The sequence below is a fragment of the Pseudomonas sp. GW821-FHT01D09 genome, from assembly GCF_059422465.1.
On the sequence record NZ_JBWKWY010000004.1, the window covers coordinates 80,709 to 104,636 of the forward strand.

At 62.1% G+C, this 23,928-nt stretch carries 23 protein-coding genes, 1 tRNA gene and 1 riboswitch; of the genes, 6 read left to right on the plus strand and 18 right to left on the minus strand.

All coding sequences use genetic code 11. The features are described from left to right. Nucleotides 1-18 precede the first annotated feature (18 nt). The 11 genes from AC07W7_RS06165 to AC07W7_RS06215 all read right to left on the minus strand — a co-directional run bounded on the left by AC07W7_RS06165 (nt 19) and on the right by AC07W7_RS06215 (nt 11,896). Nucleotides 19-92, minus strand: a tRNA-Gly gene (locus AC07W7_RS06165). Nucleotides 93-217: 125 nt separating this feature from the next. After that, nucleotides 218-1,102, minus strand: a complete 885-nt coding sequence (locus AC07W7_RS06170) for an alpha/beta fold hydrolase (protein WP_495038936.1) — start codon at nt 1,100-1,102, stop codon at nt 218-220. Between the two features lie 257 nt (nt 1,103-1,359). Continuing rightward, nucleotides 1,360-2,052 (minus strand): pseudouridine synthase, encoded by a 693-nt coding sequence (locus AC07W7_RS06175; RefSeq protein WP_495038937.1) that lies wholly within the window; start codon nt 2,050-2,052, stop codon nt 1,360-1,362. Beyond that, nucleotides 2,052-2,264, minus strand: a complete 213-nt coding sequence (locus AC07W7_RS06180) for a cysteine-rich CWC family protein (protein WP_076962532.1) — start codon at nt 2,262-2,264, stop codon at nt 2,052-2,054. The genes AC07W7_RS06175 and AC07W7_RS06180 overlap by 1 nt, the downstream gene beginning before the upstream one ends. 72 nt (nt 2,265-2,336) lie before the next feature. Next, on the minus strand, nt 2,337-4,106 hold the full coding sequence (gene atzF / locus AC07W7_RS06185; protein ID WP_495038938.1) for an allophanate hydrolase: 1,770 nt from the start codon (nt 4,104-4,106) through the stop codon (nt 2,337-2,339). A gap of 28 nt (nt 4,107-4,134) precedes the next feature. Next, nucleotides 4,135-7,695, minus strand: a complete 3,561-nt coding sequence (uca, locus tag AC07W7_RS06190; protein WP_495038939.1) for an urea carboxylase — start codon at nt 7,693-7,695, stop codon at nt 4,135-4,137. A 180-nt stretch (nt 7,696-7,875) separates the two neighbouring features. Continuing rightward, nucleotides 7,876-8,508: an urea amidolyase associated protein UAAP2 gene (locus AC07W7_RS06195; protein ID WP_038446620.1), complete on the minus strand. Its 633-nt coding sequence runs from the start codon at nt 8,506-8,508 to the stop codon at nt 7,876-7,878. 9 nt (nt 8,509-8,517) lie between these two features. Beyond that, nucleotides 8,518-9,243 carry an urea amidolyase associated protein UAAP1 gene (locus tag AC07W7_RS06200; protein ID WP_495038940.1) on the minus strand — a complete coding sequence of 242 codons (726 nt, stop codon included), beginning with the start codon at nt 9,241-9,243 and terminating at the stop codon, nt 8,518-8,520. Beyond that, nucleotides 9,240-10,004 (minus strand): ABC transporter ATP-binding protein, encoded by a 765-nt coding sequence (locus AC07W7_RS06205; RefSeq protein WP_076962528.1) that lies wholly within the window; start codon nt 10,002-10,004, stop codon nt 9,240-9,242. Before AC07W7_RS06205 ends, AC07W7_RS06200 begins: the two co-directional genes overlap by 4 nt. After that, nucleotides 10,001-10,816 (minus strand): ABC transporter permease, encoded by an 816-nt coding sequence (locus tag AC07W7_RS06210; RefSeq protein ID WP_076962527.1) that lies wholly within the window; start codon nt 10,814-10,816, stop codon nt 10,001-10,003. The genes AC07W7_RS06205 and AC07W7_RS06210 overlap by 4 nt, the downstream gene beginning before the upstream one ends. A gap of 12 nt (nt 10,817-10,828) precedes the next feature. Next, nucleotides 10,829-11,896: a putative urea ABC transporter substrate-binding protein gene (locus AC07W7_RS06215; protein WP_076962526.1), complete on the minus strand. Its 1,068-nt coding sequence runs from the start codon at nt 11,894-11,896 to the stop codon at nt 10,829-10,831. A gap of 61 nt (nt 11,897-11,957) precedes the next feature. After that, nucleotides 11,958-12,058: riboswitch (guanidine-I (ykkC/yxkD leader) on the minus strand. Nucleotides 12,059-12,370: 312 nt separating this feature from the next. On the opposite strand from AC07W7_RS06215, the gene AC07W7_RS06220 reads away from it, so the two are divergent. From AC07W7_RS06220 to AC07W7_RS06230, 3 genes are read left to right on the plus strand one after another with little or no spacing between them, the layout of a single operon-like run. Further along, nucleotides 12,371-12,730 (plus strand): hypothetical protein, encoded by a 360-nt coding sequence (locus tag AC07W7_RS06220; protein ID WP_076962525.1) that lies wholly within the window; start codon nt 12,371-12,373, stop codon nt 12,728-12,730. Then, nucleotides 12,648-12,839: a hypothetical protein gene (locus AC07W7_RS06225; protein ID WP_197882707.1), complete on the plus strand. Its 192-nt coding sequence runs from the start codon at nt 12,648-12,650 to the stop codon at nt 12,837-12,839. Before AC07W7_RS06220 ends, AC07W7_RS06225 begins: the two co-directional genes overlap by 83 nt. A 34-nt stretch (nt 12,840-12,873) precedes the next feature. After that, on the plus strand, nt 12,874-13,314 hold the full coding sequence (locus AC07W7_RS06230) for a DUF3757 domain-containing protein (RefSeq protein ID WP_495038941.1): 441 nt from the start codon (nt 12,874-12,876) through the stop codon (nt 13,312-13,314). Nucleotides 13,315-13,324: 10 nt separating this feature from the next. Here the strand turns inward: AC07W7_RS06230 and dspII are convergent, their stop codons facing one another. Further along, on the minus strand, nt 13,325-14,437 hold the full coding sequence (gene dspII, locus AC07W7_RS06235; protein WP_495038942.1) for an enoyl-CoA hydratase/isomerase DspII: 1,113 nt from the start codon (nt 14,435-14,437) through the stop codon (nt 13,325-13,327). Nucleotides 14,438-14,569: 132 nt separating this feature from the next. Between dspII and ung the strand changes: the two genes are divergently transcribed. Continuing rightward, a complete protein-coding gene (gene ung / locus AC07W7_RS06240) occupies nt 14,570-15,265 on the plus strand; it encodes a uracil-DNA glycosylase (protein WP_162493905.1) in 696 nt (231 codons plus the stop codon). A gap of 65 nt (nt 15,266-15,330) precedes the next feature. On the opposite strand, the gene AC07W7_RS06245 is transcribed toward ung, so the two are convergent. The 5 genes from AC07W7_RS06245 to AC07W7_RS06265 all read right to left on the minus strand — a co-directional run bounded on the left by AC07W7_RS06245 (nt 15,331) and on the right by AC07W7_RS06265 (nt 20,787). Next, nucleotides 15,331-16,368: an AbrB family transcriptional regulator gene (locus AC07W7_RS06245; protein ID WP_197882703.1), complete on the minus strand. Its 1,038-nt coding sequence runs from the start codon at nt 16,366-16,368 to the stop codon at nt 15,331-15,333. Next, complete coding sequence (locus AC07W7_RS06250) at nt 16,361-17,875, minus strand: tripartite tricarboxylate transporter permease (protein ID WP_076962520.1); 1,515 nt, start codon at nt 17,873-17,875, stop codon at nt 16,361-16,363. Before AC07W7_RS06250 ends, AC07W7_RS06245 begins: the two co-directional genes overlap by 8 nt. A gap of 1 nt (nt 17,876) precedes the next feature. After that, nucleotides 17,877-18,335 (minus strand): tripartite tricarboxylate transporter TctB family protein, encoded by a 459-nt coding sequence (locus AC07W7_RS06255; protein ID WP_076962519.1) that lies wholly within the window; start codon nt 18,333-18,335, stop codon nt 17,877-17,879. 130 nt (nt 18,336-18,465) lie between these two features. Then, on the minus strand, nt 18,466-19,449 hold the full coding sequence (locus tag AC07W7_RS06260; RefSeq protein WP_076962518.1) for a Bug family tripartite tricarboxylate transporter substrate binding protein: 984 nt from the start codon (nt 19,447-19,449) through the stop codon (nt 18,466-18,468). A gap of 45 nt (nt 19,450-19,494) precedes the next feature. Further along, the gene (locus AC07W7_RS06265; RefSeq protein WP_076962517.1) at nt 19,495-20,787 is read right to left on the minus strand and encodes an OprD family porin; all 1,293 of its coding nucleotides are present in this window, start codon (nt 20,785-20,787) and stop codon (nt 19,495-19,497) included. A gap of 247 nt (nt 20,788-21,034) precedes the next feature. On the opposite strand from AC07W7_RS06265, the gene AC07W7_RS06270 reads away from it, so the two are divergent. Both AC07W7_RS06270 and AC07W7_RS06275 read left to right on the plus strand, forming a co-directional pair. Then, nucleotides 21,035-21,706, plus strand: coding sequence for a response regulator (locus AC07W7_RS06270; RefSeq protein WP_029299087.1), 672 nt, complete (start codon nt 21,035-21,037; stop codon nt 21,704-21,706). Further along, nucleotides 21,699-23,084 carry a sensor histidine kinase gene (locus AC07W7_RS06275; protein WP_076962516.1) on the plus strand — a complete coding sequence of 462 codons (1,386 nt, stop codon included), beginning with the start codon at nt 21,699-21,701 and terminating at the stop codon, nt 23,082-23,084. Before AC07W7_RS06270 ends, AC07W7_RS06275 begins: the two co-directional genes overlap by 8 nt. A 21-nt stretch (nt 23,085-23,105) precedes the next feature. Here the strand turns inward: AC07W7_RS06275 and AC07W7_RS06280 are convergent, their stop codons facing one another. Next, complete coding sequence (locus AC07W7_RS06280; RefSeq protein ID WP_076962515.1) at nt 23,106-23,927, minus strand: HDOD domain-containing protein; 822 nt, start codon at nt 23,925-23,927, stop codon at nt 23,106-23,108. Nucleotide 23,928: the final 1 nt, after the last annotated feature.

Sequence of the window (23,928 nt, forward strand, 5' to 3'; positions counted from 1 at the left end):
AACGAGAGAAAACAAAAGTGGAGCGGGTAGAGGGAATCGAACCCTCAACTAAAGCTTGGGAAGCTTTCGTTTTGCCACTAAACTATACCCGCTCAGAGCGGCTGACTTTGTACCAGATGTGCGCGGCAATTTGAAGTTTTTCTTTGAAAAATGTGCAAGTTGCGAGCGTCAGCCGACGTTTGAGCCAGCCCTGGGGTGTCGCTCCAGGGCTTTGCTTTCAAATGGCAAACGCCTGCGGGGCTTGGCCCTGGTGATACCGCAGTCGGTTCAGCGACTGTTGCGGTTGCAAAAAGCCCATCAATGCCTGCCGGCTGTCATTGCACGCGGCCTTGTGCTCCATGTCCAGGAAGTGCCCGGTGGCCTGGATGGTGCCGAAGCTGCTGTTGGCCACATGTTGCCCGAACAGCCGGGCATCCTCGGCGCTGGTGTATTCGTCCCACTCCCCATTCAAGAACAGGACCGGAATGTCGATCTGCCGTGCGGCCTTGAGGTAGCACTGGCGGTCGCTGTTGAGCACCTGGCTGATGTGGTAGTGCATCTGCCCGTATTCGTGCTCGGCCAGGGTGCTGACGTGCCGATAGTTGAAGCGCTTGAACAGCGGCGGCAGGTGTTTGCCGATGGTGCTGTTGACCAGGTGGCCGACGCTGTGGCGGTCGAGGTTGCCCAGGTAGTCGACGCCGCGCTCCAGGTAGTCGCGCATCGGTGCGTTGATCACCGGGGAGAATGAGCTGATGACGGCTTTCTCCACGCGGCGAGGGCGCTGGGACAGGGCGACGAGGGTGGCGACGCCGCCCCAGGAAAACGACAGCACGTGCTCGGCGGCGAAGTGCTCGATGAGTTCCAGGAGGATCTGGCCTTCAATGTCCTTCGTCAGCATTTTCTCATGGCGATTGTGGGCTTTGGAGCGACCGGCGTAGGGCTGATCGTACAAAACCACATTAAATTGCGGGTACAGGCTTTTCACGGTCTGGGCGAAAGACGCAGTGGTGGCCATGGAGCCGTTGACCAGGATGATGGTCTTTTGAGCAGCCTCCGCGCGATAGAACTCCGTGTAAACCCGATACTGCCCCTGTATATCCAGCACAGCGATTTCTGGCCTCATGTCGTAAGACTCCTGGCAAGCGGGTGGTGCGCGCAGATCACTCTGCACGAGCTTTGTGACAGGTAGGCATACGCCTGGAAAGGAGGCCCATGTCGGTCCGATGAGGCTGGCCGACGGCTGTTGTTATGGCGGGCAAGGTGTTTCTTGGAGGGTAGAGTGACTCGCCAGTCAGATTACGGCTGGCGTTTTGATTCAAGCAGGAGGCGGGCCAGGTCGCCCGTTTCACCCTGGGGTTTTGGCGATCACCGGCTGAGCGGTCATATCTGCTGGATTTCGGCGTCGGTCAGCGGCCGGTACTGGCCGGGGGCGAGCTGTTCATCCAGCACCAGCGGCCCCATGCGTTCGCGGTGCAGGCGCGTCACCTTGTTGTCGAAGTGCCCGAACATGCGCTTGACCTGGTGATAACGCCCTTCAATGATGCTCAGGCGCGCGCTTTTGGGGCTCAGCACTTGCAGGTCGGCCGGTTGGGTGGTCAGGTCCTCGAAGGCGAAGTACAGGCCGGCGCTAAATGTTGCGGCGTAATCCGGGCCGATCTCTTGCTCGGTCTCGACGTAGTAGACCTTGGGCAGCTTGGTCCGAGGCTGGGTCAGGCGTCGCGACCACTGGCCATCATTGGTGATCAGCAACAGGCCGGTGGTGTTGAAGTCCAGGCGGCCGGCGATATGCAGGTCGGCCTTGTCCGGTTCATCCAGCAGGTCGAGGACGGTGGGGTGTTGCGGGTCGAGGGTGGCACTCACGCAGCCTGGCGGCTTGTGCAGCATGAAATAGCGTGCGGGTTTGCCTGCTTGCAGGGTTTGACCATCACACTCCACGCGGCTGAATGTGCGAACGTCATGGTGGGGGTCGGCAACCGGCAGCCCATCGACGTGGATCCGGCGCTCCGCCAGCAGCAGGCGCACTTGCTGGCGATTGAAACGGGGCAGGTTGCTGAGGAACCGGTCGAGACGCATTACCGGGCCTCGGCCTTGCGCAATTGCTCATCGACCTGGGCACAGCGTGGGCACAGGCAGGCCTTGTTGCGCAGTGCCTCGGGCAACGCCTCAAGCACCGCCGGGTCGATACTGACGTTGTAGCACCAGCAGGCCTGGTCGACGGTACGTGGGTCGGCCAGGGTGCAGTCGTTGCGGGCGCCACAGGCAGGGCAAAGTTGAGGTGTGGTCATCGGTCGGTTCAGGCGGTATCGGACAAGTCCCGGTGGAACCCGGTGTGCCTTGCACGATACAGCCAAGGCCCGCTATTGCAAACTGCCCAGGTACTGGCGCCAGCCGCCGAAGTGGCTGATGTCGAGTGCACCGGCGAGTCCGTAAGGTTCGCAGATAAAGCCGCTTTCCCAGCGCCCGTCGGCCAGTTGCACCTTGCCCAGGCCCAGGGGGGCGGGGATGCCGTGGACAAAGGAGCCCAGTTCGCTGCTGGGCATCTCCCAGACTTCGACTGCAATCGCCACGCCGCCTTGCGCCACTCTTAGCAGGCCGGGCCGGTAGGGGGGGCCGCCGGCGAGGGCAAAGAGTTGGTAGTGGGCTGCACTGTGGGTACGCTCCAACAGGCGTGCGCCACGCCGGGTCAGTTGCCCGTTGAGTGCCAGGCCTTCCAGGTGCGCACCGCAGACCACCAGGCGCGTGCGGTCATGGCTGGCGGTGCCGATTGCTGACGCAGCCGAGGCCTGCTGGCGCTGCAGCGCGTGCGCCACACTGAGCAGGTACTGATCGGTAAACGCCCGACCAAACAGTGTCACGCCCCAAGGCAAGCCGTTGTCCATAAAACCGCTGGGCACGGCGACGGCGGCGTAATCGAGCAGGTTCATGAAGTTGGTGTAGTAGCCCAGTTCGGCGTTGCGTAGCACGGGTTCTTCGTGCAACTCGTCGAGAGTCACGGGGCGGCCGATGGTCGGCGTCAACACGCAATCAAGGGTTTGCAGTGCCTGGTCGCACAGGGTCTTGAGCATTTGCAGGCGGTATTGGGCGCGGAAGGTGTCGACACCCGTGACGGCGGGTGCCTTGGCCAATACTGCACGAATCACCGGCAGGACTGCCTCAGGCTGGCACTCCATCAAATCGCCCGCGACGCTGTAGCGCTCCGCGACCCATGGCCCTTCATACAGCAGGCGGGCGGCTTCGAGGAACGGCGACAGGTCGAGGCTGACCGGCTCGCCACCCAAGGCGATCAGGCGGGAAATGGCTTGGCGAAACAGGCGCGGGCCTTGCTCGCAGCCGAAGAATTCAAGGTCCTGATCCCGTGGCACACCGAAACGAAAAGGCCGTGGCGCCCCAAAGGCCGAGGCATCATTCCAGGCAGGGTTACGGCGACTGTAGGCGTCCAGAGGGTCAAGCCTTGCGGTCAGCGCCAACAGGTGGCTGGCTTCCTGCGCCGTGTGGGTGAACGTGGTGACGCAATCCAGGGTGCGACATGCCGGCACCACCCCCGCTGTGGAGATCAGCCCTTTGGTGGCTTTGAGCCCTAGCAGATTGTTCAAGGCTGCCGGTACACGACCGGAGCCGGCAGTGTCGGTGCCCAAGGCAAAACTTGCCACGCCCAGCGCGACGGCCAGCGAAGACCCGGCACTGGAGCCGCCCGACGGATACTGCGCCAGCACACTGTTGGGGCAGGCGCCATACGGTGAGCGGCTGCCGTTGAGCCCTGTGGCGAACTGATCAAGATTGGTCTTGCCCAGTGGCACCGCACCGAGGGCGATCAACTGCTCGACAATGGTCGCCGAGCGCGACGGTGTATAGGCGAATGCCGGGCACGCCGCCGTGGTGGGCACACCGGCCAGGTCGATATTGTCCTTGATCGCAAATGGCACGCCGAACAGCGGCAGGTCGGCTATCGCCTGGCCCTCCAGTGCTCGCAGATAAGGTTCGAGTTCTGCAACGCTGAGCAGGTGGATAAACAGGTGATAGTCCGGGTTCAACTGTATGGCTTTTTCCCGTAGTTGCAGCAGCAGTTGACGCGGGGTGATGTCGCCACTCAGGTAAGCGCTGCGCAGGTTATCGAGTTGCAGATTCATGGCTTGTCCGCCTGTAGGAAAGTAGAGATCAGTCACGCTCCAGCACCACCACACGTTGCCCGGCGCCGATGCCACTGCCAGGTTGCACGGGGATTTCCCGCACTGTGCCGGCGAATGGCGCGAACACGGGGATTTCCATCTTCATTGATTCCAGCACGACCAGCACCGCACCGGCCGCGACGCGCTCGCCCGCCGTCACCTGGACCTGCCAGAGGTTGCCGGCGATGGGGCTGTCGATACTCGCTTGCTTGGCCTCAAGCGGTGTGTCTTCTGCCAGGGGGGAGGGGCGTTCCTCGCTGTCGAAATGTGCCTGGCCACTGGCGATCCAGCGCTCGCGTTCGGCGTTGAAGGCATGCTGTTGTTGTTCACGAAACGCACCAATGCTCTGGGCCTGCTGCGCCAGAAAGGCCTGGTAATCCGCCAGGTTCAACTGGCTGTGTTCGATGTTCAGTTCAAAACGCCCAAGCGGGAAGTCCCGACGAATCCTCAGCAGTTCTTCGCCACTGACCGGATAAAAGCGGATCTGGTCGAAGAAACGCAGCAACCAGGGCTTGCCGTCGAACGCCGCCACTTCGCGGTAGCGGTTCCACATTTGCAAGGTGCGCCCGACAAACTGATAACCACCGGGGCCCTCCATACCGTAGACGCACAGGTAGGCGCCGCCGATGCCCACGCTGTTTTCGGCGGTCCAGGTGCGCGCCGGGTTGTATTTGGTGGTCACCAGGCGATGGCGCGGATCCAGTGGCGTGGCGACCGGAGCACCGAGGTAAACGTCGCCCAGGCCCATCACCAGATAGTGGGCGTCGAACACAGTGCGGCGCACTTCATCAAGGTTGGCCAGGTCGTTGATACGGCGGATGAACTCAAGGTTGCTTGGGCACCAGGGCGCGTCCTTGCGCACGGTCGTCATGTATTTTTCGATGGCCAGTTGGCAGGCCGGATCGTCCCATGACAAGGGCAGATGAACGATGCGCGAGGGTACTTGCAGGTTGGGCGTGGCGCACACGGCATGCCATTGGCGGGTGATCAGGGGCAGCAGATCGGCCAGAGGCAGTTGCTCGGGCTGGTAGTGGATTTGCAGGGAACGAATGCCCGGTGTCAGGTCGATCACGCCGGGCAGGGATAGCGCTTGCAGCGCTTGCATCAGTGCGTGGGCACGAAAGCGCAGGACCAGGTCGAGCTCGGGCGCGCCGATTTCCAGGAGCAGGTGCGTGTCGCCGGCGAGACGGGCGACGAGGCGGGTGTCGTCTTTGCCAATATCCACAACCACAGGTGAGGCGATCAAGTGTGGGGGTACGTTCGGTTTCCACGGTTGATCCCAGTCCCGGGCGAGATCGCGGGCGGTCTTGAGATCGATGGGGGTGAACTGGAGTGTGTCACCGGCCTTGAGCTGGCCCAATTGCCAAAGGTCCGCTTCGATCACCGTCACCGGGCATACGAACCCACCCAGGCTCGGGCCATCCGGCCCCAGGATCACCGGCATGTCACCGGTAAAGTCCACTGCCCCGATGGCGTAGGGGTTGTCGTGGATATTGGAGGGATGCAAACCCGCTTCACCGCCATCCGTACGCGCCCACAGCGGCTTGGGCCCGATCAGCCGCACGCCGGTGCGGCTGGAGTTGAAGTGCACCTCCCAACGGGTGGCGAAGAAGGTGTCGATGTACTCCGGCTTGAAGTATTCCGGTGCACCATGGGGGCCGTAGATCACCCGCAGTGTGCGAACGTGGGCAAGTGGTTGTGGCTGCAACGTCTGGCCGGCACTGGTATCGAGCAGCGGTGACAGATGCAACACATCGCCGGCGCGCAACGCCCGCCCGCCATGACCGCCAAACTGCCCAAGGGTAAACGTGCTTTTACTGCCCAGGTAGTCGGGCACTTGCAGGCCACCACGCAGGCACAGGTAGCTGCGGGCTCCTGCGCCAGTGAGCATGCCCAGGCTTAGGGTGGCGCCGGCGGGGATCAACAAGGCAGTGTTCATCGGCACGCTTTGATCGTTCAGCAACAGCGTGATGGGAGCCCCGGTCACGGCCACCACCGCCGTGCAGTTGAAGCGCAACAGCGGCCCGCTCATGGTGATTTCCAGTGCGGCGGCACCGTCTTCGTTGCCCAGCAAGCGATTGCCCAGGCGCAGTGCACGGCTGTCCATCGGGCCTGACGGTGGTACACCGACGGCCCAGTAGCCGAGGCGGCCGGGATAGTCCTGGACACTGGTTTGCGTACCGGGGCTTAGCACCTCAAAGGTATCGGCGTGGTAAACCAGGTCTTCCAGGCAGCGGGTCCATGGCTGGCCGCTGACAAAAGGGGCGGCCGAGAGGATTTGGCGCAGGTAATCGCGGTTGGTTTCCACGCCGTACAGTTGGCTGTCGCCCAGGGCCTGGTGCAGATCCAGGCGTGCCTGTTCACGGGTCGGTGCCCAGGCAATGAGCTTGGCGATCATGGGGTCGAAATAAGGCGGGATCTCACAACCGGCTTCGACCCAGGTGTCGATCCGCAGACCTTCGGCGCAGGGGAAGTCGACTTGGGTCAAGAGCCCCGGGCTCGGTTGGAAATCCCGACCAGGATCCTCTGCGTACAGGCGGGCCTGAATCGCATGCCCCTGGGGTTTGAGCACCAGTGTGTGCAGGGGGGGTAACTCTCCCGCCGCCAATTGCACCATCCAGCGCACCAGATCCACGCCCCATACCTGTTCGGTGACGCCATGTTCTACCTGCAAGCGGGTGTTCACTTCCAGGAAGTAGAAACGCCCGTCGGTGCGATCAAAGATAAATTCCACCGTGCCGGCGCTGCGGTAGTTCACGGCTTTGGCCAGGCTGATGGCCGCCGAACACAAGGCGTCGGCCAGGCCCTCGGGCAGGTTCGGCGCCGGGGTTTCTTCGAGGACTTTCTGGTTGCGCCGTTGTACGGAGCAGTCGCGCACGCCCAGGGCGATAACCTCACCCGCGCCGTCACCAAATACCTGGACTTCCAGATGGCGGGCCTGCTGGATGTATTTCTCGATAAACACGCCGGCGTTGCTGAAGTTGTTCTGCCCCAGCCGTTTGACCGCGTCAAAGGACTCGCTCAACTCCGCGGCGTCGCGACAGACCCGCATGCCGATGCCACCGCCACCGGCGGTGCTCTTGAGCATGACCGGATAGCCCACGCGCTCACCGGCCAGCAGCGCGGCCTCCAGGCTGTCGAGCAGCTCAGTGCCTTCCAGCAGCGGGACCCGGTGTTGCTTGGCCAGGGCGCGGGCCGTGTGTTTGAGGCCGAACACACGCAGTTGCTGTGGGGTTGGCCCGACAAAGGCAATACCCGCGTTTTCGCAGGCCTCGGCAAAGGCGGCATTTTCTGCAAGAAACCCATAGCCCGGATGAATCGCGGTGGCCCCGCAGGCCTTGGCGGCGGCGAGGATTTTCTCCACCGACAGGTAGGTGCCTGGTGCCGCCCCGTCGCCCAGGCTATAAGCCTCATCAGCCTGCTGGATATGCAGGCTGGTGGCATCGGCTTGGGAATAGACGGCAATGCCTTCGACCTGCAGGTCACGCAAGGTGCGCAGGATACGGCAGGCGATAGCGCCACGGTTGGCGATCAAGAGTTTTTTGAACATGGCTAAACCCCACAGGCTGACAACGGCTCAGCCTTGTCCAGGGATGCGGGCCGTCCCGCACAGTGGGCGTGGCGCCAGGGTCGTCCATGGCGCAGATTCCAGGGCTTCAGGGTTTTTGCAGGCACTGCCCGCTTCGGGACTGGCATAGGGCAAAAAACCATCTACGCAGGCGCTTGAATTTCAGTTCCATACCAGTAGCTCCGCAGGGGTGGGGTTGTAGGCGTTGCAGGGGTTGTTCAGTTGTGGGCAGTTGGAGATCAGCACAATCACGTCCATTTCTGCGCGCAGGTCGACGTACTTGCCGGGGGCGCTGATGCCGTCTTCAAAGGTCAGGCCGCCGTCGGCGGTAACCGGCACATTCATGAAAAAATTGATGTTCGGCCCAATGTCTTTTTTGCCCAGGCGCCCGTCATGGGCACAGGCCCGCAGGTAGTTGTCGCGACAACTGTGCATGTAGCGTTTTTCCAGGGCGTAGCGCACGGTGTTGCTCTCCTGGGCGCAGGCTCCGCCGAGGGTGTCGTGGCGCCCGCAGGTGTCATCGACGATGGTCAGCATTGGCTGGCCGAGGTTGGAATACAGCACGCTGCCGGTGCCCAGGTAGATGTTGTTTTGCCGGCGCAGAGTGCGTTGCACGTCATAGCGTTCCCTGGGGTTTTTCAGGCTGTAGAACAGGGTGTCGACCGCCTGGTTGCCCTCCAGATCAAGGATGCGCAAGGTCTGTCCGGCCTTGACCTCCATCAGCCAGGGTTCGCCGGCGGGAATGGTTGCACGGTAGATCGCGGTGTCCGGTTGTTTGGCAAGTGCAATAGACATGGCAGGGCCTCAGGCGAACAGACGGTCAGTGTTGATAAAACCGCGCTCGTTTTCCGGGCGCGAAGTGCGGCAGTGCTCGGCGACGCTTTTATCGGCGTTCATCCAGCTCAGTTTCAAAGGTTGTGGTGCGTAGTCAGGGTTGGGGTCCAGCGGATGTTGCAGGGCGGTGAGCACCACCAGAGTGTCCATCGGCGCGTAGAGTTCGATGTAGTCGCCAGCCTTGGCGTTGCCCGGTACAAAGTGCAGGCCACCGTCGTCGTCCACGCGGACTCTGCTGAACAGATTGAGGGTCATCAACAGGTCGCAAAGCCCCAGGCCCCATTTGCCCAGTTCCACCAGCAGGTTGTCGGTGCCGTTGCGCAAGAAGCCGTTACGCCGTTCCTGGAAGCGGCCCTGGCCATACTTTTCGGCCACTTCCGAGGCGCAGAGCACGCCGCCGATGCTATCGCTCCAGCCGCAGGTGTCGGCGGTGATGGCGGCCAGTACGCGGCCCATGTCCGAGTACAGGCAGTGGCCGGCAGTGAGCTTGGCGGTGTGTTGGCATTTGAGGCTGTCGGGCAGGTTCAGCCGTTCGGTTTTTTCATTGGCATTAAGCAGGGTCAGGCTGACATTGGCGCCACCGCGAATATCGGTCAGGCGCAGCAGTTGGCCACGCTTGAGCACGAAGGAGCGGTGGCCGCCGCCGGGCAGCATTTCTTCGGCGAACGGTGGAAACAGTTGAGTGGCATCGATCATTGGCACGTCGCTCCAAGTTCGGCGGCGAGTGCCTTGCGACGCTCGCTGTTCAAGGGAATGTCATAGGTGATACGGGCGCCATAGGCGCCGGGGGCGTGGGGGTCGACGCGCACCTTGTCAAAGACCAGAAGGCGTGTGCCGAGGCTGAAGCCCTCGCTGAGGTCGTGGGTGACCATGAACACCGTCAGCCGGGTTTCACGCCACAGCTCCAGCAGCAACTGATGCATGTCTTTGCGAATGCCCGGGTCGAGAGCGCCGAAGGGTTCGTCCAGCAGCAACACACGGGGCTTCATGATCAGGGCCTGGGCAATGGCGAGGCGTTGTTGCATGCCGCCGGACAGCTGTGCCGGGTACTTGTCCAGGGCGTGGCCGAGACCGACTTTGTGCAGCAACGCGGCGGCCTGTTCGCGGGCGGCTTTTCTGGCGTTGCCAAACAGCCGCCCCAGCCATGCGGACTTCGGTAGTTCGAGGCCCAGGGTGACATTGTCGAGCACGCTCAAATGGGCAAACACCGAATAGCGTTGAAATACCACGCCACGGCTGGCATCGGGCTCGGCGGCGAGGGCTTGGCCGTCCAGCAGGATCTCGCCTCGGCTGGCGGTTTCCTGTCCGAGCAACAAGCGCAAAAAGGTCGATTTGCCGCAGCCCGAAGTGCCGACCAAGGTGCAGAACTCCCCTTCGGCAACCTGCAGATTGAGGCCTTCGAGCACCACCTGCTCGCCGTAGCGCTGCCACACGTTGTTGACGCTGATAAAGCTCATGCCCGTGCTCCTTCATACCAGGGAAACGCACGCCGGGTCAGGGCCTTGAGACCCCAGTCCATCAGCCACGCCAGCAGGGTGATCCACACCACGTACGGCAGAATCACATCCATGGCCAGATAGCGGCGTACCAGGAAGATCCGATAGCCCAGGCCGTCGGTGGACGCGATGGCTTCGGCGGCGATCAGAAATAGCCACGCCGAACCCAGCATCAGACGCAAGGAGATCAGCAGGCGAGGCAGCAACTGCGGCAGCACCACTCGCAGCATCAGGGTCCAGGTCGAGGCGCCGAGGGTTTGGGCCTTGACCAGCAACTCGACGGGTATTTCCCGCGCCCGTTGCTCCAGGTCACGGGCCAGGCAGGGGGTAATGCCGATCACGATCAGCATCACTTTCGACAGCTCCCCGAGGCCAAACGCGATGAACAAAATCGGCAGGATCGCCAAGGGCGGCACCATCGACAGTACCGTCAGCAAGGGAGACAGCGGTGCCCCGAACAATGGCAAGGTGCCAGCGGCCATGCCCAGGCACAGGCCGGCGAGGGCGCTGATGCCCAGGCCGATGGCCAGGCGGCGCAGGCTTGCAGCGCTGTCTTGCCACAGCAGGTATTCGCCGGTGCGGGTGTCAGCGGTGAAGGCCAGGCGCTTCACCGCATCACTCATTTGCCCGGCACTGGGCAGTAATTTGTCGTTGGGGTTTTCGGCCAGGCGCTCGGCCGAGCCCACGAAATAGGCAAGCAACAGCAGGGCGAACGGCAACAGCACCAACAACAGGCGGCTGGAGCGATCCGGGTGACGATTGATCAGGCGCATGGCCGTGTCCTCTTACAGCGTGCCGTCGGCGGCCATCTGCACGTAGCCGGGGTCGAAATGCAGCTTGAGGTTGGCGATGTCGCCGCGGGTCACGCCGTTGGCGAAGCTCATGCCTACGGCGTTGGTGTCCCGGGCACCTTCGCCGAGCAGGCCGTGTGCAAAGGAGAACTCGGCGACTTTGCCCATGGTCGCTGGCAACTGCGCACTGGTGGCGAAGTCGAGCGCCTCTCTGGGGGTGGCGAACAGTTTGGTCGTGCCCAGTTGTGCCTGGAACCCCTTGAGGTCGGTACCGGACGCCTTGGCCATGTGTTCAAGGGCGCTGGTGCCGGCTGCGGTCTGGGCATTCATCAGCGCCACCACTTCAAACCAGGCACCGGTCAGAGCCTTGCCCAGAGCGGGGTTGTCTTTGAGTACCTGGGTGTTGACCACCATCATGTCCATGATTTCGCCAGGCACTTTGCTGGAGTCGAAGACTTGGCTGGTCCCGGGCTTGGCCTTGATCTCAGACAACATCGGGTTCCAGGTGGTGACGGCTTGTACCTGATCGGTGTTGAAGGCTGCGGCAATATCAGCGTCGGAGGTATTCACTACTTTCAGCTCTTTTTCGCTCAGACCGGCCGAGTCCAGGGCCCGTGCCAGCAGGTAGTGGGAGACAGAGAGCTCCACCAGGTTGACGTGCATGCCCTTGAGGTCGGCGACGGTTTTGCCTTGGCCTTTGATCACCACGCCATCGTTGCCGTTGGAGAAGTCGCTGACCACCAGCGCGGTGCTCTCGACACCGCCGGCAGCGGGGATGGTCAGGGCATCCATGTTGGTCATGGTGCAACCGTCGAACTGGCCGGCGGTGTATTGGTTGATGGATTCGACGTAGTCGTTGAGTTGCACCATATCGATCTTGATAGCGTACTTCTTTGCCCACTTGTCGAGGATGCCTTGGCTGCCGGCGTACTCCCAGGGCATCCAGCCGGCGTAAAGGGTCCAGCACACGCTGAAGTGGTCTTTGGGCGCAGCCGGGGCCTGCATACTCATCAGGACAGTGAAGGCTGCGGCGAGCAAGGTGGGTAGACGTATCGAAGGCATGGATGCTTCTCCAGTTGATCAAGGGCGGACAGGAACAACGCGGCACCGTGAACGGTGGCTTGTCTCCCGGGCTTTTATCCCGCCGTGTAACCTCAACTGGAGGTCGCCAACTCTCGGACCAGCCACTCGCACATGCGAGCCGGAACCCTAGTCGGCCATTGCAAATTGTGGTGCCGCGAACCTGTGATGACTCCTGCACGGGAAGAGGTAAAGCGAGAGTCGTGCCAAGTCAGGCAAAGGCCGTTTTAAAGGGGCGCGTGGCGGGGGAGTGGGGGGCAGGGCGCTGTTGTGCGTGGTCGTGGTGCGCGATTGCACTGTGATGGCGCGAACGGTTGCTTGATGTACATGTATCAATCTATGTCCAAATCGCACCAGATTTGGTTTTCGATGTCTGATCCTTTGTCATTCAGTGAAAGCTGTTTGTCGCCTCCCAGCGTCGTTGGGGTGTGCTCTTCCGCGGTCCAGGAGGCCGCCATGTATCGTCGAATGCTCCTTATCGCTGTGCTCGGCCTGACCCTTTCTGCCTGCGTGCCTTATTACGATGGAGGCTCCCGCTACTACCGATCCGAAGTCTATACCGCGCCGGCGCCGGTCTATTACTACGGCGGTGGCCCGTCTTACCAGTACCGGCGCGGCTATTATGCCCCGCCGCCACGTTACTACCCGGCGCCGCGTTATTACCAGCCGGCGCCCCGTTACTATCAAGCCGGACCAAGGGCGGGCTACCGTCCACATCCCAGCCAGGGGTGGGGTGATCATCGAAGTTACGGTGGTCACGGTCGAGGCGATGGCCGTGGCGGTGATCATGGCCGGGGGCGTGGCGGGCACCGGTAATCAGCTTTTCCTTGAAACGGCGCGAAATGCGCCGTTTTTTTTGGGTGAACGTCTGTCGGCACTGTCATATTTCACAGCTATCTTAAAGGCTCTTCTAGGACTTTACTGAGCGGCAGTACCTCAGTCTCTCAACGGAACGACACATGATTGCCCGGGCACTTTTTTTATTTTTGCTGGGGAGTTGTTCCATTGCTCAGGGTAGCGAGCAATTGGGTTGCCCATACCCTTCGTCGATCAAATTCCGGGATGGCCATTTCCAAAGCGAAAATGGCCAATGGAAAAGCCTCGAAGTGGAGGCGGCAAGCTTTTTGGACCGGTTTGTCGGGGCGGTTTTTGTTCCGCTCGAGGGGCAACAGCGCCAACAAGGCTATGTGGAGTATTGCCTTTACAAGGCGGGCAATAACCAATGGGTCAACCTGAGGTTCCAGGCGCCTGAACGCCACTTCAGTATGTCACTGACCGATTCCCTGCACTGGGTCCCGGCCCGGGGGCCTTTTGAGCAGGACATCTACCTGTGCACGGACAGCCAGCCCGACAACTGTTCGTTCACGCTCAAACGCTCAAAGTCCTGGCCCAGCCGCTGACTGCGGCCTGTCATAAATCAGACAGGTCTGCCAGCGGATGCCGTCCTTCCCAGGCCTTGTGAAAGTGGGCCTCGACCACGGCGTCGGGGATGTGGTTGATATCCGGCCAATGCCAGTGTGGCTGCTGGTCCTTGTCGATCAGGCGCGCGCGGACCCCTTCGCTGAATTCTGGATGCCGACAGCAATTGAGGCTTAGGGTGTACTCCATCTGGAAAACCTCTGACAGAGACAAGTGCCGTGCCCGTCGGATCTGCTCCCAGACCAGGTGCGCGGTCAGCGGGCAGCCCTCGCTCAGGGTCTTGCCGGCCCGGCTCAGCAGCGGGTCGCTATGCTCGCGCAGTTGGCTCAATGCCCGCCAGGCGCAGCGCACATCGCCGACATCCAGCCATTCGTCGATCTGCGGGCGTCGCGGTAGCCACTGTGGCTCGGGCTGCTGGCTGGCCGCTTCCTGGGCCAGGGCCTTGAGCAGGCTGTTGAGCTGCATCGCGGTCTGTTCTTGCCAGTTCAATTGCAACAGGCCCTCAAGCATTTCGTCCTGTTGCTCATCGCGCAGGAAGCGGTCGGCCAGGCCCAGGTCCAGGGCATCGCGACCATTCATATGGGCGCCGGTGAGGCCCAGGAACAGGCCGAGTTTGCCGGGCAGGCGCGAAAGAAACCAACTGGCGCCGACATCCGGGTACAAGCCGATGCTGATTTCCGGCATGGCCAGGCGGCTGCTCGGGGTGACGATGCGCAGGCTGGCGCTTTGCAGCAAGCCCATGCCACCGCCCAGCACATAGCCATGGCCCCAGCAAATCAGTGGCTTGGGGTAGGTGTGCAGGTGATAGTCGAGACGATACTCGGCGGCAAAGAACTGCGCGGCCAAGGTGGGCACTTCACCCGGGTGCTCACGGCAGGCCTGGGCCAGGCTGCGCACTTCGCCGCCAGCGCAAAACGCCTTGGCGCCGTTGCCACGCAGCAGCACACAGACGATTTGCGGGTCCTTGGCCCAGCTGTCCAGGCGCTCGTGCAGGGCCAGGATCATCGGCAAGGAGAGGGCATTGAGGGATGCTTGCGCGTCCAGGCTGGCGATACCGATACGGGCACCGTCTGTGCCCGTGAGCTCTTCAAAGTGCAGATTCATCATGACCTCAATCGGTAAATTGAACGTTGAGTATGATCCCTTCGTGGGAAAGTGCCGGTTCTGCGTCAGATCAATTGACAAGTGGGGTGGGCTTTCCTAGGGTTCGCCCATTCTTTTTTACATGATGCTTTTCTGATGACTGCCGACGACCGTATCAAACTCGAACCGAGCTGGAAACACGCCCTGCGCGAGGAGTTCGAGCAGCCGTACATGAACGAGCTGCGCGAGTTCCTGCGCCAGGAGCACGCGGCGGGCAAGGAAATCTACCCGCCAGGCCCGCTGATCTTCAACGCGCTCAACTCTACGCCGCTGGACAAGGTCAAGGTGGTGATCCTCGGCCAGGACCCGTACCACGGCCCCGGCCAGGCCCATGGCCTGTGCTTCTCGGTGCAGCCGGGCGTGCCGGCGCCGCCGTCCTTGGTCAATATCTATAAAGAACTCAAGCGCGACCTCAATATCGATATCCCCAGCCACGGCTGCCTGCAAAGCTGGGCCGACCAGGGCGTGTTGCTGCTCAACACCACCATGACCGTGGAGCGCGCCAATGCCAACGCCCATGCGGGCAAGGGCTGGCAGTTCTTTACCGACCGGGTGATCGAGGTGGTCAGTGAGCATCAGCCGCATTTGGTGTTCCTGCTGTGGGGCGCCCATGCCCAGGGCAAGCAGAAGCTGATCGATGCGACCAAGCACCTGGTGCTGACCTCGGTGCATCCATCGCCGTTGTCGGCGTATCGCGGGTTCTTGGGGTGTGGGCATTTCAGCCGGACCAACAAGTTTCTTGAGCAAAATGGCGAGACGCCGATCGAGTGGCGGTTGCCGCCTATCTAAGGCTCAACGCCAATGGGTGTGTGGGAGCGGGCTTGCTCGCTCCCACAGTAGAGAGGTGCCAGCTTTTAGACGGTGCCCGGCTGGCGGTTCCAGTGGCGGAATAACGGCTCCGCCAGGAACAGCACAAACAATAGCCGCATCACCTGCATTGCCGTCACCAACGGCACCGACAGTTGCAGGGTCTGCGCCGTCAAGCTCATCTCCGCAATCCCGCCGGGCATCATGCCCAGCGTCAGCGAACGCAGATCCAACTGCGTCAACGCACTCAAGCCCAGCGCCGCCAGGGTGGCGATCAACATGCTCAGCAGTGTGCCAATCACCGTACGGCCCATGAACGACGGCGCCCGGCGGAAGAACTGCCGGTTGAAGTGGCAACCCAGGCCGCTGCCGATCAACCATTGGCCGATTTGGCTGCCGCCGTCGGGCAGGCCGATGTGCAGATCCCAGGTGATACTGGCGATGGCGCTGACCAGCAACGGCCCGAACAACCAGGGGTTGGGTTGGCGCAGGCGCTGCCAACCCCAGGCGACCAGGGCGCCGACGGCAAACAACAGGGCCAGCCAGGCCCAATCCACGGGCGCCGGGTGAAACTGTGGCGCACCGCCGCCCAGCAAGTACTTGAAGATCGCCGGCACGCACAGCACCACCAGCAATACCCGCAGGCTCTGGCCAGCGGCCACGCGACTGAGCACTGCGCCATTGCGCGCGCCCAGGTTGACCATCTCGCCGGAACCGCCCGGCATGCTCGAAAAAAACGCGGTGGCGCGGTCTTCACCGCTGCGGCGCATCAGCCACACACCGACAATGCTCGACAGGCTGGTAACCAGCGCACCGAAGAAGATCAGGCCAAAGTGGCTCATCACCTGCTCGACCACCAACGGGGTGAAGTGCAGACCGATGCCGATGCCCACCACCCATTGCCCGCATTTGCGCCCGCCGGGAATCTCGGCCAACTGCCAAGGGGTGAGGCAACGCACCAGGATGATCGCCAGCAACGAGCCGACCATATACGGCAAAGGCCAGCCGATCAGGCTGGCCAGGTAACCGCCGGCCAGGCCGACCAGCGGTGTTCCCCACCAATGTCTGAGGCTAACCTCAGACATCGGCTACAGCACGACGCTGCAGGGCGCGCTTGCGCCAGATGCGCAGCAGCGGTACGAACAGCATGATTGCAGTCAGCACCCACACGCCAAAGGTGATCGGGCTGGACCACAGGATCTCCAGCGCACCGTTGGAGATCGACAGCGCCCGACGCAGGTTCTGCTCCATCAGGCCGCCGAGGATAAAGCCCAGCAGCAGTGGCGACAGTGGGAAATCCAACTTGCGCAGGATATAGCCGAAGATGCCGATACCGATCATCAGGAACAGATCGAAGGTGGTGGCGTGGACCGCGTAGACGCCAATGGCGGTGATGATGGCAATCACCGGCACCAGTGCCCAGTTCGGCACGGCAAGGATGCGCGTGAAGATGCGGATCATCGGGATGTTGAGGACCACCAGCATGATGTTGGCGATAAACAGCGAAGCGATCAGGCCCCAGACAATGTCCGGTTGTTGTTGGAACAGCAGCGGGCCAGGTGTGATGTTGTACAGCGACAGGGCGCCGATCATCACCGCCGTGGTGCCCGAGCCTGGAACGCCCAGGGTCAGCATTGGCACCATGGCGCCGCAGACTGAAGCGCCGATGGCGGTTTCCGGGGCGGCCAGGCCGCGCATGTCGCCCTGGCCGAACTTGCCACTGGCGCCGGCGATACGTTTCTCGGTCATGTAGGCCACGGCCGAGGCCATGGTCGCACCGGCACCGGGCAGCACGCCGATGATAAAGCCCGAGATGCCGCAACGTATGTTCACCGTCAACACCGACAAGGCTTCCTTGACGTTGAACATCATGCGTCCGGTAGCTTTCACGGCTTCCTGGCCGCGGTGGGTTTTTTCCAGGAGCAGGAGGATTTCACTGATAGAGAACAGGCCCAGTACCAGGACCACGAACTGGATGCCGTCCGTCAGGTGAATATTGTCGCCAGTGAAGCGGTACACGCCACTGTTGGCGTCGATACCCACCGCCGACAGGAACAGGCCGATCAGCGCTGCGACAAAGGTTTTAAGCGGTTTGTCACCGGCCATGCCGCCCAGGCAGACAATCGCAAACACCATCAGGACGAAATATTCCGCCGGGCCGAAGGCTATCGCCCATTTGGCCAGCAGCGGTGCGAACAGCACCATGCCGCAGGTGGCGATAAACGCACCGATGAACGAACTCCAGGCCGACAACGACAACGCTACACCGGCCATGCCTTTACGGGCCATCGGGTAGCCGTCGAGGGTGGTCATCACGGTGGAGGCTTCGCCCGGGATGTTCAGCAGGATCGAGCTGATCCGCCCGCCATATTCGCAGCCCAGGTACACCGCTGCCAGCAGGATCAGCGCCGACTCGGGCGGCAGGCCCAGGGCGAACGCGATGGGGATCAACAAGGCCACGCCATTGATCGGCCCCAGGCCTGGCAATAGCCCAACCACGGTGCCGATCAGGGTGCCGATCAGTGCGGTCACCAGGTTATAGGGGCTCAGCGCGACGCCGAAACCCTGGCCCAAATAGCCAAAAGTATCCATATCAGTTCTCCAGAACGTCGAGCAGACCGAGGGGCAGCGGCACGTCCATGGTTTTATCGAACAGCAGATAAAGACCGACGCTCATCAAGGTGATGACCACCGCACTGGGCAGCCAGCGGCCGCCATACAGCCGTGCCATCGGAATACCGATCAGCATGCTGCTGAGCATGAAACCCAGGGGTTCAAACGTGGCGGCAAACACCAGCAGCAAGACCACACAGATCCCGATCTTGACCAGGGTCGGGCGGTCCAGCGCCGGTTCATCTTCAGTATGTTTGGTGGGTTGCGGACGAATCAGCATGTAGATCAACGCCAGGCCCATCAGCCCGAGCAGCAGCAGCGGGAACGCCCGGGGTCCTACGGGTTCGTAGGAAAAGGCCGCCTGATAGGGCCAGGCCATCAGCGCCAGGCCGATGCAGACCAACAACATCACGCCAGCGAAAATGCGTTGTAAGAGCATAGGGGACTCCTTTGCGACTCGTATAGGCGCTAGCTTGCTCACGAAGAACGCCAGGACATCGCGTGTATCCAGGCAGCACGCGTCATCGTTGCAGTTTTTCGCGAGCAAGCCCGCTCCCACAGAGGGGCGATTACTGGATCAGGCCGAACTCTTTGGCCAGCACTTTGTAGTCAGCCACCTGTTTCTTCACGTAGGTGTCCAGCTCCTGGCCGGTCATGGCGAACGGGAACAGCTCGCGCTGGTCGCGCAGCTTGGCGAAGTCCTCGGAGGCCAGCAGTTTGTCGAACGCGGCTTTCCACCAGGCGTAGTCTTCATCGCTGACTTTTGGCCCGAGGTAGAAACCACGCACCACCGGCCAGACGATGTCGTAGCCTTGCTCCTTGGCCGTCGGGATATCCTTCATTTCCGGCTCGTCCAGGCGCTGCTCGGAGAACACCGCCAGCAGGCGCATATCACCGCTCTGGATATGTGGCATGGAGTCGGAGATATCGGTACTGCCGACCTGGATATGCCCGCCGAGCAGGGCGGTGGCGATTTCGCCGCCGCCTTCGAGGGCCACGTAACGCAGGTCACGCGGGTTGATCCCGGCGGCCTTGGCGATCAGTGCGGTTTGCATCCAGTCCTGGCTGCCGACGGTGCCGCCGGAGCCGATCACCACTTTGCTCGGATCTTTCTTCAGGGCCTGGACCAGGTCGTCGAGGCTCTTGTAGGGCGAGTCGGATTTGACCGCAATCGCGCCATAACTGGTGCCGACGGCGGCCAGCCATTTCACGGCGCTCTCATCAAAACGCCCGAACTTGCCCTGGGCCAGGTTCAGCAGCGAACCGCTGGACCAGGCCACCAGCGTGCCGGCATCGGCGGGGCGCTGGGCCACGACGGCGTTGTAGGCCACCGCCCCGACGCCGCCGGGCATGTAGGTCACGCGCATCGGCTTGCTCAGCAGCTTTTCGTTGATCAGTGCGCTTTGCACCAGTTTGCAGGTCAGGTCAAAACCACCGCCGGGGGAGGCCGGTGCGATGCATTCCGGGCGCTTGGGTTCTTCGGCGGCCAGCAGTTGACCGGCAAACAGCATGCAGCCGGCGGCCAGGGCAAATTTACGCAGGGATGAAGACATGAGGAACTCCGTCATTGTTGTTATTGGGGAGATGACTTTCAGTGGTTACCACAGCGCGACGCTGTAACTGACCAGCACGCGCACTTCGTCTGCGTCCCGGGCCGAGTAGTTGGAGCGGTAGGTGGCGTTGCGCAGGCGCACGGCCACGTCCTTGAGGGTGCCGCTTTGCACCACGTATTTGATCTCGGTGTCGCGTTCCCACTCTTTGCCGGTGTCGCCGTTCTTGAGCTGGATATTGTCACCGGACATGTAACGGCTCATGAAACTCAGGCCGGGAATCCCCAGCTTGGCGAAGTCGTAGTCGTAGCGGGCCTGCCAGGAGCGTTCTTCGGCGCCGGCAAAGTCGTTGAGCTGCACGAAGTTGATGAGGTACGGGTTGCTGCCATCCACATAGGGGAATGCACTGTCACCGAACATGCGCTGGTAGCCGGCGCTCAGTTTATGGCCGTTGAGGCCGTAGCTGAAAATGCTACTGAAGGATTTGTTGTCAATGTTGCCAGCGCGTGCGCTGCCGGCGTCATCGCTGATGGCCAGGCGCATGTCGGCGGCGAAGGTGCCGGGGCCCATCGGGCTGGAAGTGAGCAGGCCGAGGAAGTGCTGGCGGTACACGTCGTCCAGTTGGGCGAAGTGGTAGCTGCCGGTGACTTTTTCGGCAAACTTGTAGTCCACGCCGCCGAAGTTGAAGTATTTGCCGGTGGCTCCACTGACGAAGCGGCCGTTCTTGTTGTTGAGGGCGATATCCTCATAGTTGCTGTCGTTGCGGTCCTTGACCTTGTCCAGGCGCCCACCGGTGAACGTCAGGTTCTTGAACTCCTTGGAGGTCAGCAGGCCGCCGTTGAAGGTCTGCGGCAGGATGCGCCCGTCGTTGGGCTTGAGGATTGGCAGCTCAGGGATCAGCGAACCGATTTTCAGCTCGGTGGCCGAGATTTTCACTTTGCCGGTCAGGCCCAGCTTCGAGTATTCGTCGGCGGCGCGGCCATCATCGTGGGTCGGCAGCAGGCCGCTGCCGGTGCGGTCCGGGCTGGAGTCGAGCTTGACCCCGAGCATGCCCAGCGCATCCACGCCAAAGCCGACGGTGCCGTCGGTGTAGCCCGACTGCAGGTTGAGCATAAAGCCCTGGGCCCACTCGTCGCGCTTGGATTGCTGGGCGCTGGTGCCGTCGCGAAAGTCGCGGTTGAAGTACATGTTGCGGGTTTCCAGGGTCGCGCTACTGTCTTCAAAGAAGGCAGCCTGGGCCAGCGGCGAAAAGCCGGCAAGGGTAGCGGCACTGGCGAGGGCGGTCTGGGTCAGGCGGGAAAAACGAACAGACGGGCAAGTATTGGGCCGTGTAGGCAGCATCGGTGTGCACTCCGTTTATTGTTTTTATTTGGCGAAAACGCATCAGGGCGTTTTTCGGGCGCTATAGGTCAGATAGCTCGGAAGGTATAACCATCCGTTTTTGGATGCTAATGGGCGAACCTTTCACTAACCTTTCAACGCCCTTTCCATGTTTTCGGGCTTCACAGCACAGGCTGCGGCTGTAAACTGCGCCGCGAGTTGGTCAACCCGGGGCGGCGTCGGCCACCCCTTAACGAGGTAAGAATCCATGCGTGTCCTGCTCGTCGAAGACCATTTGCAACTCGCCGAAAGTGTGGCCCAAGCGCTCAAGAGCACGGGCTTGACGGTGGATGTGCTGCACGATGGCGTGGCTGCGGACCTGGCCTTGAGCAGCGAGGAGTACGCGGTGGCGATTCTCGATGTGGGCCTGCCGCGCATGGACGGTTTCGAGGTGCTGGCGCGCTTGCGGGCCCGTGGGAAAAACCTGCCGGTGTTGATGCTCACCGCCCGCAGCGATGTAAAGGATCGGGTGCATGGCCTTAACCTGGGGGCCGATGACTATCTGGCCAAGCCCTTTGAGTTGACCGAGCTGGAAGCCAGGGTCAAGGCCCTGTTGCGCCGCAGTGTGCTGGGCGGCGAGCGGCAGCAGACCTGTGGGGTGCTGGTGTATGACGTGGAAACCCGGCGTTTTACCCTCGGCGGTGAACTGCTGACGCTGACCTCCCGCGAGCAGGCGGTGCTTGAAGCGCTGATCGCCCGTCCTGGCCGGGTCATGAGCAAGGAGCAATTAGCGTCCCAGGTATTTGGCCTGGACGAGGAAGCCAGCCCCGACGCGATCGAAATCTATGTGCATCGCTTGCGCAAGAAGCTTGATGGCCAGCCGGTTGCCATCGTTACCTTCCGCGGCCTTGGTTACTTGCTGGAAGCCCGCGATGCGTAAGCACAGCAGCCTGCGTTGGCGTTTGCTGTGGAACCTGGCATTGCTGTTGGTGGTGCTGATGCTGGCCAGCGGCTTGAGTGCCTACTGGAACGGTCGCGAGGCGGCCGACACCGCCTACGACCGCACCCTGCTGGCCTCGGCCCGCACCATCGCTGCCGGGTTGTCCCAGCGTGACGGCACCCTGAGCGCCGATGTGCCCTACGTGGCATTGGACACCTTCGCCTACGACAGCGCCGGGCGGATTTACTACCAGGTCAATGATATTCACCAGAAGCTGATTTCTGGCTACGAACACCTGCCTGGCCCGCCGCCCGGTACGCCACGCACCGACGATTACCCAGCCCTGGCGCGGTTCTATAACGCCAAGTACCAGGGGCAGAATGTGCGGGTGGTGAGCCTGCTCAAGGCGGTGTCGGAGCCGAATATGAACGGCATGGCCGAAATCCGTGTGGCCGAAACCGACGAAGCCCGCGTCAGCATGGCCCGCAGCCTGATGGCCGACACTCTGCTGCGCCTGGGCATGCTGGCCGTCGGCGCCTTGTTGCTGGTGTGGTTCGCGGTGAGTGCGGCGTTGCGCCCGCTGGAGCGCTTGCGCACGGCAGTGGAAGAACGCCAGCCGGATGACCTGCGCCCCTTGCCGTTGGTTGAGGTGCAGCACGAATTCGGGCCGCTGGTGCGAGCGTTGAATCACTTTACCGAACGCTTGCGCGGGCAGTTCGAGCGCCAGGCCCAGTTTATCGCCGATGCGGCCCACGAATTGCGCACCCCGCTGGCGGCCCTCAAGGCCCGGCTGGAGTTGGGCCTGCGCGCCGAGGAACCGGCGATCTGGCGCAGCACCCTGGAAACAACGGCGCAAGGCACGGATCGCTTGACCCACCTGGCCAATCAGTTGCTGTCCCTGGCCCGCATCGAAAACGGTGCGCGGGCGATTGCCGAAGGTGGCGCGCAGTTGCTCGACCTCAGCCAATTGGCCCGTGAGTTGGGCATGGCCATGGCGCCCCTGGCGCATGCGCGAGGCGTGGCGCTGGCTTTGGAGGCCGATGAACCGGTGTGGTTGCGTGGCGAGCCGACCTTGCTGAATGAACTGTTGAGCAACCTGGTGGATAACGCCCTGGCGCATACACCGTCAGGTGGCAATGTGATATTGCGGGTCACGGCGCCGGCGGTGCTGGAAGTGGAAGACGATGGCCCGGGCATTCCACTGGACGAGCGGGATCGGGTGTTCGAGCGCTTCTACCGGCGTAACCAGCAGGGCGCAGGTTCGGGCCTTGGCTTGGCGATTGTCGGCGAAATCTGCCGCGCGCACCTGGCCCAGATCAGCCTGCATGATGGCGAGCGCAAAGGGCTCAAGGTGCGGGTGAGCTTTATCGCAGGTTAAGCCAGCCTGGCTACGAGGGGCTCAGTCGAACATCGAGCGCGCTTCGTCCAGTTCGGTGCGCACCGCTTCATTGAGCGGGTCGATGCGCAATTTCTTGAAGGCCGGCAGGTTCGACAGCACAGCATTGGCCAGCGGGTGCTCGGTGTTCTTGTGGCAATACAGCACGGCCACTTGCACCAGGTCGACATAGTCCAGGCTGGCCGATTCGCGCTCAAGGTCCTGGTAGTGCGCGGGCACATTCACCAGCATTTCCGGGAAGTCCCAGCCGCGCAGCAGCTTGTCCCCCAGCAGCGGGTGGATGCTATCGATCACATGGTTGAGGCTGACCGGGTCGGAGAGCAGTTCATAGTGATCTTCGGCGTAGGTCAGGATCGGCAGCACGCCGATCTGGTGCACCAGCCCGCCGAGTGCCGCCTGGTCCGGCTTGAGCTGGCTGTGGTTGCGGCACAAGGCGTAGCAGACGCCCGCGACTTCGAGGCTGCGGCGCCAGACTTCGCGCATCTTGTGTTCGACGACTTCGGAGCGGGCATGGAATATCTGCTCCATCACCAAACCAATCGCCAGGTTACTGCTGTAGTTGGTGCCCAGGCGGGTGATGGCGGTGTGCAGGTCGGTGACTTCCTGGGATGCCCGCAACAGCGGGCTGTTGACCACTTTGATCAGGCGCGCGCTCAGGGCGGTGTCGCGGCCGATGACTTTGCTCAAATGGCTGATGCTGACTTCGGGGTCTTCGGCGGCCTGACGAATTTTCAGGGCCACTTCCGGTAACGTGGGCAGAACCAGGTCATCGTTATCGATGGCCGTCACCAACGCCTGTTGGACTTTTTCCGCCAGTTTGTTCATT

Coding starts and splice junctions, on each gene's coding strand:
- AC07W7_RS06170 (WP_495038936.1), bottom strand. CDS start 1,102: ATGAGGCCAGAAATCGCTGTGCTGGATATACAGGGGCAGTATCGGGTT.
- AC07W7_RS06175 (WP_495038937.1), bottom strand. CDS start 2,052: ATGCGTCTCGACCGGTTCCTCAGCAACCTGCCCCGTTTCAATCGCCAG.
- AC07W7_RS06180 (WP_076962532.1), bottom strand. CDS start 2,264: ATGACCACACCTCAACTTTGCCCTGCCTGTGGCGCCCGCAACGACTGC.
- atzF (WP_495038938.1), bottom strand. CDS start 4,106: ATGAATCTGCAACTCGATAACCTGCGCAGCGCTTACCTGAGTGGCGAC.
- uca (WP_495038939.1), bottom strand. CDS start 7,695: ATGTTCAAAAAACTCTTGATCGCCAACCGTGGCGCTATCGCCTGCCGT.
- AC07W7_RS06195 (WP_038446620.1), bottom strand. CDS start 8,508: ATGTCTATTGCACTTGCCAAACAACCGGACACCGCGATCTACCGTGCA.
- AC07W7_RS06200 (WP_495038940.1), bottom strand. CDS start 9,243: ATGATCGATGCCACTCAACTGTTTCCACCGTTCGCCGAAGAAATGCTG.
- AC07W7_RS06205 (WP_076962528.1), bottom strand. CDS start 10,004: ATGAGCTTTATCAGCGTCAACAACGTGTGGCAGCGCTACGGCGAGCAG.
- AC07W7_RS06210 (WP_076962527.1), bottom strand. CDS start 10,816: ATGCGCCTGATCAATCGTCACCCGGATCGCTCCAGCCGCCTGTTGTTG.
- AC07W7_RS06215 (WP_076962526.1), bottom strand. CDS start 11,896: ATGCCTTCGATACGTCTACCCACCTTGCTCGCCGCAGCCTTCACTGTC.
- AC07W7_RS06220 (WP_076962525.1), top strand. CDS start 12,371: ATGTATCGTCGAATGCTCCTTATCGCTGTGCTCGGCCTGACCCTTTCT.
- AC07W7_RS06230 (WP_495038941.1), top strand. CDS start 12,874: ATGATTGCCCGGGCACTTTTTTTATTTTTGCTGGGGAGTTGTTCCATT.
- dspII (WP_495038942.1), bottom strand. CDS start 14,437: ATGAATCTGCACTTTGAAGAGCTCACGGGCACAGACGGTGCCCGTATC.
- AC07W7_RS06245 (WP_197882703.1), bottom strand. CDS start 16,368: ATGTCTGAGGTTAGCCTCAGACATTGGTGGGGAACACCGCTGGTCGGC.
- AC07W7_RS06250 (WP_076962520.1), bottom strand. CDS start 17,875: ATGGATACTTTTGGCTATTTGGGCCAGGGTTTCGGCGTCGCGCTGAGC.
- AC07W7_RS06255 (WP_076962519.1), bottom strand. CDS start 18,335: ATGCTCTTACAACGCATTTTCGCTGGCGTGATGTTGTTGGTCTGCATC.
- AC07W7_RS06260 (WP_076962518.1), bottom strand. CDS start 19,449: ATGTCTTCATCCCTGCGTAAATTTGCCCTGGCCGCCGGCTGCATGCTG.
- AC07W7_RS06265 (WP_076962517.1), bottom strand. CDS start 20,787: ATGCTGCCTACACGGCCCAATACTTGCCCGTCTGTTCGTTTTTCCCGC.
- AC07W7_RS06270 (WP_029299087.1), top strand. CDS start 21,035: ATGCGTGTCCTGCTCGTCGAAGACCATTTGCAACTCGCCGAAAGTGTG.
- AC07W7_RS06275 (WP_076962516.1), top strand. CDS start 21,699: ATGCGTAAGCACAGCAGCCTGCGTTGGCGTTTGCTGTGGAACCTGGCA.
- AC07W7_RS06280 (WP_076962515.1), bottom strand. CDS start 23,927: ATGAACAAACTGGCGGAAAAAGTCCAACAGGCGTTGGTGACGGCCATC.